At 74.5% G+C, this 12,807-nt stretch carries 6 protein-coding genes; 5 read left to right on the top strand and 1 reads right to left on the bottom strand.

Annotation, left to right across the window (positions count from 1 at the left end; all coding sequences use genetic code 11):
• The first annotated feature begins 26 nt into the window (after positions 1–26).
• From P2424_RS26705 to P2424_RS26695, 3 genes are all read left to right on the top strand, one after another.
• Positions 27–2,333, top strand: coding sequence for a serine/threonine-protein kinase (locus P2424_RS26705; protein ID WP_276478254.1), 2,307 nt, complete (start codon positions 27–29; stop codon positions 2,331–2,333).
• A gap of 348 nt (positions 2,334–2,681) precedes the next feature.
• The gene (locus tag P2424_RS26700; RefSeq protein ID WP_276478253.1) at positions 2,682–5,912 is read left to right on the top strand and encodes a protein kinase; all 3,231 of its coding nucleotides are present in this window, start codon (positions 2,682–2,684) and stop codon (positions 5,910–5,912) included.
• Between the two features lie 104 nt (positions 5,913–6,016).
• On the top strand, positions 6,017–7,798 hold the full coding sequence (locus P2424_RS26695; protein ID WP_276478252.1) for a serine/threonine-protein kinase: 1,782 nt from the start codon (positions 6,017–6,019) through the stop codon (positions 7,796–7,798).
• 31 nt (positions 7,799–7,829) lie between these two features.
• Here P2424_RS26695 and P2424_RS26690 read toward each other — a convergent pair whose 3' ends face one another.
• Positions 7,830–8,819 (bottom strand): BtrH N-terminal domain-containing protein, encoded by a 990-nt coding sequence (locus tag P2424_RS26690; protein WP_276478251.1) that lies wholly within the window; start codon positions 8,817–8,819, stop codon positions 7,830–7,832.
• 257 nt (positions 8,820–9,076) lie between these two features.
• Here P2424_RS26690 and P2424_RS26685 point away from each other — a divergent pair, with 257 nt between their 5' ends.
• Both P2424_RS26685 and P2424_RS26680 read left to right on the top strand, forming a co-directional pair.
• Positions 9,077–10,711: a succinic semialdehyde dehydrogenase gene (locus tag P2424_RS26685; protein ID WP_276478250.1), complete on the top strand. Its 1,635-nt coding sequence runs from the start codon at positions 9,077–9,079 to the stop codon at positions 10,709–10,711.
• A gap of 147 nt (positions 10,712–10,858) precedes the next feature.
• Positions 10,859–12,709: a GMC family oxidoreductase gene (locus P2424_RS26680; protein WP_276478249.1), complete on the top strand. Its 1,851-nt coding sequence runs from the start codon at positions 10,859–10,861 to the stop codon at positions 12,707–12,709.
• Positions 12,710–12,807: the final 98 nt, after the last annotated feature.

The following is a 12,807-nucleotide window of genomic DNA, read 5'->3' as shown; positions in this document are numbered from 1 at the left end:
CACGCAGAGGGGACACAAGGGGATTCATGAGCGAGGACGCGGGACGGCTGGTAGGCGGGCGCTATCGGCTCGGGGAGGTCCTCGGGCGCGGCGGTATGGGCACTGTCTGGCGCGGCGAGGACGAAGTCCTGGGCCGCCGGGTCGCCGTGAAGGAGCTCCGTTTCCCCTCCAGCGTGGACGAGGAGGAGAAGCAGCGGCTCATCACCCGCACCCTGCGTGAGGCCAAGGCCATCGCGAGGATCCGCAGCGGCAGCGCCGTCACCGTCTTCGACGTCGTCAACGAGGACAGCCGGCCGTGGATCGTCATGGAGCTGGTCGAGGGCCGCTCCCTGGGCGACAAGATCAAGAACGACGGCCCGCTGAACCCGCAGCGCGCGGCCGAGGTCGGCCTCGCCATCCTCGACGTGCTCCGCGCGGCCCACCGCGAGGGCATCCTGCACCGCGACGTGAAGCCCTCCAACGTACTGCTGGAGGACGGCACCGGCCGGGTGGTCCTCACCGACTTCGGCATCGCCAAGGTCGAGGGCGACCCCTCCGTCACCTCCACCGGCATGCTCGTCGGCGCTCCCTCCTACATCTCTCCCGAGCGGGCGCGGGGCAAGCCCCCGGGCCCGCCCGCCGACCTGTGGTCGCTGGGCGGCCTGCTGTTCGCCGCCGTCGAGGGCCATCCCCCCTACGACAAGGGCTCGGCCATCTCCACCCTGACGGCTGTGATGACCGAACCCGTGCCGTATCCCGAACACGCGGGCGAACTGCGCGAGGTCATCGCCGGACTGCTGGTCAAGGAGCCGGAGAAGCGGCTCGATGTGAACGGGGCGCGGCTGCTGCTGGAGCCGGTCGCCTCCGGGCACCGCAGCCCCCTGGACCCGTCCGGCGGACGGGACGCCGAGAGCCGCGCCGAGCGCACCTCCGTCCTGCCTCCGGTGCCGCCCGCGGCCGCACCGGGCGGCAAGGGCTCGGCCGCAGCGGCCGGCGGCGCCGGCGCGAGCGGCCCCGCCTACAGCGCCGGGACCACCGGCGGCAGGCGCAAGCGCCGCTCGGAGGGCACCGGTTCCGGCGAACGCCTGCGGGGCGCCCTGAAGTCGGTCCGCAACGCGGCGGGTGCCGTGGGCGCCGGCTCGGCCGCCGCGAACACCACCGGAGCCCCGGAACGCCCCGGCTCCAGCTCCCCGGCCCGGGGCGGCGGCACGGACGGCACGTCCGCCGATGCCGCCCCTCCCGCCCGCCCGGGCTCCCGGCGTGGCACTTCCTCCGGTGCCGCCTCCGCGACGCCCTCGCCGCCCCCGGCACCACCGCACCCCTCGGCGTCGCCGTCCGCGGCACCGGGCGGGACCCGGGGCCGGAAGAGCGGTGATGCGGCGGGCTCCGGTGCTGGCGCGGCCGATGCACAGGGCTCCGGGGCGTCCGAGGGGCCGGCGGGCTCCTCCGACTCCGGCACCGGGTCTGGTGCCGGAGCCGGTTCCGGCGGTGGTCCGCTGCCGGGGCCGGGCAGCGGCGGCAGGGCGCTGCCGCCGGAGAGCGGGGGCAGTGGCGCGATCACCTCGCTGCGCGACCTGCGGGAGCTGCCCGAGCTGCGCAAGGGTCTCTCGCCCCGGACGCTGGCGATCGCGGCGGCTGCCGTGCTCGCCGTCGTCCTGGTCATCGTGCTGATCGTGGTGAACAGCGGTGGTGACGGCGGCGGCAAGGCGTCCGGCGCGGCCGACAGCAGCGCCGAGAACGGCGGAGGCGGCACCCGCGAGGGCGAGCAGGCCACAGCCGGGAAGGCAGGGGAGGACGGGGACACCTCCGACGGTGACGAGGGGCGGAGCAGCGGCGAGGACAAGGGCGAGGGCGGGAAGGACGACAAGAAGGGCGAGAAGGACGGCTCCGCGCTGCCCGACGGGTACGCGCTGGTCAAGGACAGCAGGTTCCACTTCTCCGTCGCCCTGCCCGAGGACTGGAAGCCCGCCGGGATAGCGGGCAAGAACTCGGGCCGCAAGTACGCTCCGCCCGGCGGCGGTTATCCGCGGATCCAGATCGACCACACCAGCAGCCCCGGCGGCGATGCCGCCGGGGCCTGGCGCGACCTGGAGTCCGCGGTCAAGGGCTCCAGCTCCGGCTACAAGTCGCTCGGCATCGAGGAGGTCGAGTGGCGCGACTACCCGACCGTGGCCGACTGGCAGTTCCTGCGCAAGGAGAACGGCACGAAGGTGCACGCGCTCGACCGCGGCTTCAAGGTCGACGGCAAGAACGGCTACGCGATACTCATCACCTGCAAGGCCGACGCCTGGGAGGACAAGGCGTGCACGACGCTCCGGAAGGCCGCGTTCCGGACCTTCGAGCCGAGCGCCTGACGGGCGCACGGGGCTTCGGGCCGGGCAGCTGACGACAGATCGGCCGGGCAGCTGACGACAGACCGACGCCTCGGTTCCGATATCTGACCAGTCCCGCCGTACGAGTCCGTGCGCGCCCGGAGCATCCGCCCGGCGCACGAGTGCGGGGGCACGCGCCCGCTGTGCGCGGGCTGCGCCCACGCCGCACCGGAACGGCCCGGGGAACCGTCAGGACGGCGGACCGGACCGCCGACGCGCGGTGACGTAGCCGGTTCCCGGACGTATTGTGAAGGACGCGGACCGTAGCTATCCGCAAGAAGGCCGGAACCGAACGGAATTGGCGGTCTCGCGCGCGGTGGGGAGGGCGTCGTGAAGGAGCACGCGGAGTACACCGGTCGGCTGCTCGTCGACCGCTACCGCCTTCCCCTGCCCCCTGCCGACGCGTACGAACTCGCCGAGTCCCCCGCGTGGGACATCGCCAGCGGTCAGGAAGTCCTCGTCCGCCAGGTTCCGTTGCCCGAGGTCGTCGAGGCCGAGGTGGTGGACGAGGGCTACGGCGCCCCCGGCCGGGGCCCGGACGGCGGATCGCGCGGCAGTGGCCCGCAGCTGACCCGGCGCCCTGCGGACCCCGCGGTCCGCAGGGCGATGGAGGCCGCCGTCGCCGCCGCGCAGCTTCCGGACCACCCCAGGCTCGACCAGATCTTCGACGTCTTCGTCGAGGACGACGGGCTGTGGATAGTGAGCGAGTCGGTGCCCGCCCGGCCCCTGGCGGCCCTGCTGGCCGAACGCCCGCTGGGCGCGCACCGCGCCGCCGAGATCGCCGCCGACCTGCTGGCCGCCCTGCGGATCGTGCACGCGCACGGCTGGGTGCACCGCAACATCACGGCCCGCACGGTGCTCGTCTGCGAGGACGGGCGCGCGGTCCTCACCGGGCTCGCGGTGGGGGCCGCCGAGGAGGCACTGTGCGGCTACGACCCGCTGCCCCCGCCCGCGCCGGACGATCCCGAGCCGGCCGCGCAGGCCGGTCCCCCGCACGGACCCGCCGCACCCGGTTCCACGCGCGCCGCCGCGGACGTGCCGGGTGCGCCCCCGGTCGGTGGTACCCGGCACGGGCGAGCGGCCGGAGCGGAAGCCGGTCCCGCGTCCGCCCCGGCACCGCAGCCCGCCACCTGGACCGGGGAGCGGCTGCCCGAGGGCTTCACCGCACGGGACGGCGGCCACGCGGCGGACGTGCCGGGCACCGAGGAGCGGCGTCGCGGCATCTTCGGTTGGGAGGGGATCGAGCCGCAGGAGGACGTGCCCGGTCCACCGGAGGCGCCCGGTCCGCACGGCGGGCGGCTGCCGGACCGGGAGGGCCCTGCCGACGAGGTCTCCACGCGGGCGGCGCGCCGCGGCGCGATCGCCGCGTACCGCGAAGGAGCGCAGCGCGCGGTGGCCGACACCCGGGACGCGGCGCTGCGTGCCCGTGACGAGGGCGAGGCCGACCGGCCGCTGCCGGGCACCGACTGGTGGTCCACCCGCCCGGACGGCGGCCCCGCGGACCACGGCCCGGCGCACACGCTCGACGACGACGTGCGCTGGCTGCCGTCCGCCGAGGACGAGGTGCACCCCGACGAACTGACCGGGGGCGAGGCGCGCCAGGTCGAACGCGACGAGATCTACGGCCCGCATGCGGCGGGCCCCTACGGCGTGCCCCCGCCGTTCGACCGTTCCGCCCCCGGCGGGCCGGCTCCGGCGCCGGACGCCGCTTCCGCCCGGTACGGCGAAGCCGGCGACGGCACCGTTCCGGACGGCCCTCCCGGCACCGGCCCCACGGCGCTGCCCGGCCCCCGGCCCGCCGGTACCCGCAGCGTGCCGGCGCCGTGGACGGCGGGGCCGCCGGCGCGGGTCCAGGCCCCCCGCGGGTACGCCGTCGGCGAGACCGGGCCCGAACCGGTGGGGGAGGGGCCCGCAGCCCCCGGTGAGGCGGCCTGGGAGAGCGAGGAGGGATACCCGGGCCCGGACGAGGCGGCCTGGGAGAGCGGCAGGGGATACCCGGGGCAGGACGAGGTGGTCTGGGGTGGTGCGGAGGCGGCCGACAGCCGCTACCGGGGGCCGGCGACCGCACTGGCGGCTGAGCGGGCCCGGCACGCCCGTACGACGGTGGTCGGGCCGGTCACCGAGCGCTGGGCACCGGAGCAGGCGGGGCCGGTGTACGAGAACTGGCGGCTGGCGCCGCCGGTGGGACCGGCCGCCGACCTGTGGGCGCTGGGCGTGCTGCTCTTCCGGTGCGTGCAGGGCCATGCGCCCTACCCGGAGGACAGTGCGCCCGAGTTGGTACAGATGGTGTGTGCGGAGCCGCCCGCGTTCGCGGAGGACTGCGGACCGCTGCGCCCGGTGGTCGAGTCGCTGATGCGCCAGGACCCGACCGAGCGGCCGGACTTCGAGGAGCTGCGGGGCTGGCTGCGCTCCCTCATCCGTTCGGCCCCGGAGCCGGATGTGGGCCTGCGGACCGTCACGGCGCCGCTCACCCTGGATCCGGGCGCACCCGCCGATCCGCATCGGCTGCCGATCGTGCGGCGCCGCGGCGAACTGGTGCGCCGGCGGTGGCGGAAGCGGGCCGCGGGAGTGCGGCGGCGCGGACGTGAGCCGGAATCGGCGGCGCCCCGCGAGCCGGAACCGGCATCGCACCACGAGCAGGCGCCCTACACCGAGCGCGCGGAGCCGGCTGGACACCAGCGTCCTCGGCGCGGGCGGGCCCCGGACCGCAGCCCGGCAGGCGACCCGGACCGCGATCTGGGAGGCGACCCGGACCGGAGTCCGGACCGGAACCAGGGCCCGGACCGGAGGCGCGGCGGCGGCCCGCGGCGGCTCGGGGTGCTCGTCCTGACGCTGATACTGCTCGGCATGGCGGCGGCGGTGGCGTTCGTCGCCTGGTTCCTGCCCGGCGGCGAGCAGGGGAAGGACAACCAGCGCGGCTCGGTCGTGGTGCCGGAGGAGCGCGACCCGGGTCCCGCACCGGAGGGGAAGCGGGACGGCGGGTCCGACGACGGAGCCGGCGAGGGCGACAAGAGCGACGAGGGCAAGGGCAACGAGGGTAACAAGGACGGCAAGAGCGACAGGGGTGACGGGAGTTCCGCGCCCGCCACCGGGCCCGGGGCACCCGACGGGTACCGGATCAGCCGTGATCCGGCCGGATTCCGGATCGCCGTGCCGGAGGAGTGGGACCGCCGTTCCGCGAACGGGCGCGGGCAGGTGCGCTACAACGGCGGCGAGGTCGAGATGGTCGTCGTCAACGGCCGGGATGGCACCGGGAAGTTCGGCAAGGATCCGATGGCCTACCAGAGCGAGGACGAGCCGGAGCTGGCCGCGTACCGGGCCGCGGACTGGGCGAGCACCGGCGGGCTGCGGCGCATCGACGTCGGGGACCGGGCGATGGCCGAGGGCACCTTCTCCTGGCGGGAGCCCGGAGGACGCCAGGTGTACGCGCGCAACCGGGCGATGATCGTGGACGGCCGCTACCACCTGCTGCTCGTGCTCGGTTCCAAGGGCCACAAGGCGGAGATCGACCGGCACTTCGAGGCCGTGGCCGACACCTACCGCCCGACCGCCGCGCGCTGACCCCGCGGCGCCTCGGCCCTCCCGGAGGCCCACGGCACAAGCCCACGTCACAGGTCTGTGAACAAAGTGGCGATCGCGTTGCCCAGCACGGTAATGGTGGGTGCATGGCGAACGAGGGGGACGGGTTGGACGAGTCGACCAGTTATGGGCTGCAGCCGCCCGCGGGGGCACCGGCGGGGCGGCACCCCGGGGTGCCCGCGCAGTCGGCGTCGTCCGCCCCGCCCCCGCCGTCCCCGGCACCCGGTGCGCCGTCCGGGCCGTCCGCGCCCGCCTCGCCCTCCGGCGTCCCGCAGGCCGGGCAGCAGGCCGGGCAGCACCGTCCCGCGCCCGGTGCCTACGAGCCCACGGAGATCGCCGCGGCCCCGTCGTCCGAGCAGGGCGCCGAGCCGGGGACGGGGCGGCTGATCGGCGGCCGGTACCGGCTGACGGCCCGGCTGGGGCACGGCGGCATGGGCACGGTGTGGCGGGCGCACGACGAGGTGGTGGACCGGGACGTGGCGGTCAAGGAGCCGCGGCTGCCCGACCATCTCTCCGCGCAGGAGCGCGAGACGATGTACGCCCGGATGCGCCGGGAGGCGCGGACGGCCGCGCGGATCGACCACCCTTCCGTGGTGACGATCCACGATGTCGCGGTGGAGAACGAGCAGCCGTGGATCGTCATGGAGCTGGTCCAGGGACGTTCGCTGGCGGATGTGCTGAACGAGGGCACCATCGGGGCGCGCGAGGCCGCCCGGATCGGGCTCGCCGTCGCCGGGGCGCTGGAGGCGGCGCACGCGACGGGCGTGCTGCACCGCGACGTGAAGCCGGACAACGTGCTGCTGGGCCGGTACGACCGGGTCGTGCTCACCGACTTCGGGATCGCCGCGGTCCAGGGGGAGCAGGGGCTGACCGAGACCGGCGCCTTCGTCGGCTCGCCGGAGTTCGTGGCGCCGGAGCGGGTGCTGGGCCAGCGGCCGGGACCGGAGTCGGACCTGTGGTCCCTCGGGGTGGTGCTGTACGCGGCGGTCGAGGGGGTCTCGCCCTTCCGCCGCTCCAACAGCCCGGCGACCCTTCAGGCCGTGCTCTCGGCCGAACCGCAGCGCCCGGCGCGTGCGTTGAGCGATTCCGGCGCGTTCGGGATGCTGCTCACCCGGCTGCTGAGCCGGGAGCCGGGGCTGCGCCCGGACGCCGCGGAGATCCGGCAGACCCTTACGGACGTGGCCCGTCCGCCCCAGCAGGCCCCGCGGCCGCAGGCCGGTGCCACCGACGGCGGCAGCGGCGTCGGCCGGGGACTGCGCGGGTTCGGCGGCAAGCTGCGCACCAGCCGGCCGTGGCAGTTCGGCGCCGCCGGTGTGGTCGTCGCGGCGGCCGCCGCGCTCACCCTGTTCTTCGTCCTCACCGCCGACGGGGCGCCGGAGGGCTGGACGACGCGGAACGAGGACGCGCGGGTGAGCGCCCGGCTGGCGGTGCCGGAGGACTACGAGCGCAGTGCGGACGACGGCGCCGTGACCTACACCGACCCCGGTGATGTCGTCTCCATGAAGCTGACCCGTAGCGGCAAGGACATCGAGGAGAACTCCCTCAAGGAGGCCAACTCCTGGAAGACCTTCTACGAGGAGGGCGCGGAGGAGGACTACTCGAGCACGATGGAGGACGTGCGCTCCCGGGTCACCGAGGCGAAGCAGCAGGGGCAGGAGGCGGCCGAGGTCTCCACCACGTTCCGGCCGAAACCCGACATCGGGGAGCCGAAGGAGGCGAAGAAGTTCCGGCACGAGCTGGTCTACGTCAACGACAAGGGCATCCGCTGGCTGCTGACCGTGAACATGCCCGCCGAGGGCAAGTCGCGCAAGGACGGCGAGACCGTCTACCAGGAGGCGAAGAAGTCCCTCAAGATCAACGATCTGTGAGGCGCCGCAGCCCGTCCACGGTCCTGCCGCGTCACTCCCGCAGCCGGCGCAGCGCCTCCATGGCCTCGCGCTCGGCGCGGGCGAGTTCGCGCAGGAGGGCACCCGCCCGAAGCAGGTGCTGCTCGTCGCCTGACTCACCGGCCTTGGTGATCAGCTCCGCGGCCTCCGTCCATCCGGTGGCCGCCTCGGCGTACAGCCGGTGGCCGGTGCGCAGGTGCTCGCTGTCGAGGAGTTCACCGCATTCGGCGAGGAAGTCCCGGTAGAGGTTGCGGAACAGGGCGCCGCCGGTTCCGGCCTGCTCCATCAGACGGGCGGCCAGCGGCAGGTCGCGCTGCGGGTCGTCGGTGCGCCGCAGCCAGCCGCCGATCAGCTTCCCGGCCTTCTCGATGCCGCGGTGGCCCAGGTTGGCGATGGGCGGTTCGAGGAAGGCGTCGGCGCAGGCGGTGACGGCCGGCACGATGCGGCTGCGCGGGGAGGGCGGGTCCTGCGCGGCGGTGAGGGTGAAGGAGCGGTGCTTGGCGGCCATCGGGCCGCGGGCGGCTCGGGCCTCGGCGAGGCTGGTCAGGCTGGTGGACACCGCGCCGCCCTGCTGCTCGGTGTCCACCAGGTGGGCGTTCTGCTCGTCATAGCCGTACAGGGCGACGACATGCCCGCCGAAGTGCACCTTCGAGGTGAAGTACTCCAGGTGATAGCTGTCGAGTTGCAGCCCGACGGGGTGCCCGGCGTCGATGCCGGCCGCCGCGTCCGCCCATGCCTTGCGGGGTGAGGTGGTCTCGCGGACCAGCAGCTCCAGGTCGAGGGTGGCGGCCAGGTTCCGGGTCAGCTCGAACGGCTTGACGCGGCCCCCGAGGAAGGGGAAGTCCATGTTCTTGCTGTCCCAGTAGATGAAGGACAGCCCGGAGCCGAGCCCGAAGAGCATGGGCTCGGACAGGTCGATCCCCTGGTGCCGCAGCAGCACGCCCAGTGCTGTCGTCTCGCAGTGCTGCGTACCGCGGGCCTCGACCCCTCGTACTGTGCTCACGCCGTGCTCCCCGTGTGGTTGCTCCGGACCGGGGCGTGCGAAGCCCCGATGGCCAGGGGCTCGATGGCGCGCGGTCCGTCCCGCACGCCGCCCGGGAGGACTCTTGCACGGTTGACGGCTGGGCGGGGTCTTCTTCCCCGGTTCGGTGCCGTTCCCGGGCCGCCCCGCCGGTTCTGCCAGCGATCGCTGGCAGATTCCGTGAAAAGGGGTTACCGCTGGGTATACGTGGCCGCTCCCGTGGTCGTACGCTCACTCGCATGACGGACTCGCAGGACAGCACCCGCACCGCGCCCCGCACCGAGCACGCCTCCGGCAACCCGGTCGCCCCCGCGCCCGCGCGGGCCCGGACGGCCGCCGACGTCGTCACCCCCGACCTCGTCGCGGCGCTGGCCCGCGGCGTGGTGGGCAGCGGCACGACCCGCAGCCGTTCCCCCTTCACCGGCGAGGTGCTGGCCGAGCTGCCCGAGTCCACCCCCGAGGACGTCGCGGCGGCCTTCGAGACGGCCCGTGCGGCGCAGCGCGCCTGGGCGGCCACCCCGGTGCGGCAGCGCGCCGCGGTGCTGCTGCGCTTCCACGACCTCGTACTGGCCCGCCAGTCGGAGGTGCTGGACCTCGTCCAACTGGAGACCGGCAAGGCACGGCTGCACGCCCACGAAGAGGTCCAGGCCGTCGCCGTCGCGGCCCGCCACTACGGCCGCAAGGCCCCCGCCTACCTGCGGCCCAAGCGGCACACCGGTGCGATCCCCGCGCTGACCAAGGTCACCGAGCTGCGCCACCCCCGCGGGGTGGTCGGCCAGATCGCCCCGTGGAACTACCCCTTCGAACTCTCCGTCGGCGACGTGCTCCCCGCCTTCGCCGCGGGCAACGCGGTGGTGACCAAGCCCGACACCCAGACCGCGCTGACCGCACTGTGGGCGCGCGACCTGCTCGTCGAGGCCGGGCTGCCCGCCGACGTGTGGCAGATCGTCCTGGGCGAGGGCCCGGTCGTCGGGCCCGAGGTCGTCGACCGCGGCGACTACGTCTCCTTCACCGGCTCCACCCGCACCGGACGCGAGGTGGCCGGGCGTGCCGCAGCCCGCCTGGTGGGCTGCTCCCTGGAGCTGGGCGGCAAGAACGCGATGCTGGTCCTGGACGACGCCGACCTGGACAAGGCCGCCGAGGGCGCGGTGCGCGGCGCCTTCTCCTCCGCCGGGCAGCTGTGCATCTCCATCGAGCGCCTGTACGTCCACGAGTCGGTCGCCGACGCCTTCCTGGAGCGCTTCGTGGCCCGCGTCCGCGCCATGCGGCTGGGCGCGTCGCTCGCCTACGGCGCCGATATGGGCTCGCTCGTCTCCGAACGGCAGTTGCAGAACGTGCAGCAGCACGTGGCGGACGCCGTCGAGAAGGGCGCCGCGGTACTGGCGGGGGGCCGGGCGCGCCCGGACATCGGCCCGCTGTTCCACGAACCCACCGTGCTGGACGGCGTGGAGCCGCGGATGGCGGTCTGCGGCGAGGAGACCTTCGGCCCCGTCGTGTCCGTCTACCGCTTCTCCGACACCGACGAGGCGGTCGACCTCGCCAACGCCACGCCCTACGGCCTCAACTCCAGCGTGTGGTCGAGCAACGGACGGCGGGGGCGTGCGGTCGCCGCCCGGCTGCGCACCGGCACCGTCAACGTCAACGAGGGCTACGCCTCCGCCTACGGCAGCGCCCAGGCCCCCATGGGCGGCATGGGCGACTCCGGACTCGGCCGCCGGCACGGCTCGGAGGGCATCCTGAAGTACACCGAGTCGCAGACGGTGGCGCACCAGCGGGTGCTGCCCATGGCGCCGTCCCTCGGTATGAGCGACGAGGCGTACGCCGCGTTCATGTCCCGCTCCCTCAAGGCCCTCAAGACGCTCCGCTTCCGCTGAGGCCCCGCGGCCCCCGCACCGTCGGCCCGTGCGGGCGGGGGCCGCCCGCCGCCGGTCGGGCCCCGCCCTCGCGGCCGCCCGCACCTTCCGTCCGCTCCGTCTTCCGTCCGCTCCGTCCGCACCGCCACCGCTGAACCGGAGGTACCCGTGTCCCTGCCCCCACGTGCCCAGCAGCGGGCGGGCGCAGACCCGTTCGACTACGACGTCCTGGTCGTCGGCTCCGGCTTCGGCGGCGCGGTCTCCGCGCTGCGGCTGACCGAGAAGGGCTACCGGGTCGGCGTCCTGGAGGCCGGTCGGCGCTTCAGCCGCGACGAGTTGCCGAAGAACTCCTGGGATCTGAAGAACTTCCTGTGGGCGCCCTCGCTCGGCCTCTACGGGATCCAGCGCATCCATCTGCTCGCCAATGTCATGATCCTGGCAGGTGCCGGGGTGGGCGGCGGTTCACTGAACTACGCCAACACCCTCTACGTGCCGCCCGCCCCGTTCTTCGAGGACCGCCAGTGGGGCCACATCACCGACTGGCAGGACGAACTGGCGCCCCACTACGACCAGGCCAAGCGGATGCTCGGCGTCCGCCTCAACCCGACCACCACCCCCTCCGACGTCCATCTCAAGGCCGCAGCGGACCGCCTCGGCTACGGCGACACCTTCCATCTCGCGCCCGTCGGCGTCTTCTTCGGCGACGGCCAGGACGCCGACGGCACGGCCCGCACCGCCGCGGGCGGAACCGTCCCCGACCCCTACTTCGGCGGCGCCGGCCCGGACCGCAACGCCTGCGTGGAGTGCGGGGAGTGCATGACCGGCTGCCGCCGCGGCGCCAAGAACACCCTCAACGAGAACTATCTCCACCTCGCCGAACGCGCCGGAGCCGAGATCCGCCCGCTGACCACCGTCGTCGGCCTCCGCGAACGCACCCCGGGCACCGACGCGGACGGCTACGAGGTGCTGACCGTCCGCACCGACAACCGGCGCGGCGGCAAGCCGCGCATCCTCCGCGCCCGGCGGGTGGTGCTGGCAGCCGGTACCTACGGCACCCAGAAGCTGCTGCACCAGGTGAAGGACGCCGGAACCCTGCCCCGGCTCTCGCCCCGGTTGGGTGAGCTGACCCGCACCAACTCCGAGGCCCTGGTGGGCGCGCAGACGGTGCCCCGCCGGTACCGCAAGAAGTGGGGCCGGGACGCCGCGACCGACTTCACCAAGGGCGTCGCCATCACCTCCTCCGTGCACCCGGACGCCCACACCCACATCGAGCCGGTGCGCTACGGCAAGGGCTCCAACTCCATGAGCGCCCTGACCACCCTCCAGATGCGGCAGAACACCATGCTGCCGGGCGCGCTCGCGCACGTGCTGACCTGTCTGCGGCACCCGGTCCTCTTCCTGCGCTCGCTCTCGGCGCGCAAGTGGTCCGAGCGGATCATCATCGGGCTCGTCATGCAGACGCTCGACAACTCGCTCACCACCTACCGCAAGGACAAGGGCCTGGGCAAGGGCATGCTCACCGCGCGGCAGGGGCACGGAGCGCCCAACCCCGTGCACATTCCGGAGGGCGCCGAGGCGGCGACCGCGCTCGCCGAGGAGATCAACGGCTTCGCCGGGACCAACGTCGGTGAGCTGATGGGCACCCCGCTGACCGCGCACTTCCTGGGCGGCTGCCCCATCGGCGACAGCGCCGAGCACGGCGTCATCGACCCCTACCACCGGCTGTACGGGCATCCGGGCATCTCCGTCGTGGACGGCTCCGCCGTCTCCGCCAACCTCGGGGTCAATCCGTCCCTGACCATCACCGCGCAGGCCGAGCGCGCGATGTCGTTCTGGCCGAACAGCGGCGAGCAGGATCCGCGCCCCGCGCAGGACGCCGGATACCGGCGGCTGGCGCCCGTGGCCCCGGCCCGGCCCGCGGTACCGGAGACCGCGTTCGGTGCGCTGCGGCTGCCGGTGCTCCCGGTCCCGCCGGTGCCCGCGCGGGACGGCTCCGCCACCGGTGGGGAACAGGACTGACGTGGAACCCGCGGCTGCCGTCGCGTCGCCGTTCCGCCCGCGGCGTCGGGTGGAGCGGTGACACGGCCGGGGGTGGAACGGCGGAGGGCCCCGGGCGC

It is taken from the genome of Streptomyces sp. WMMB303 (assembly GCF_029351045.1).
In the GTDB taxonomy this organism is placed as follows: domain Bacteria; phylum Actinomycetota; class Actinomycetes; order Streptomycetales; family Streptomycetaceae; genus Streptomyces.
The sequence above is the reverse complement of the archived record's forward strand: the minus strand, read 5'-3'. Positions and strand labels throughout refer to the sequence as shown.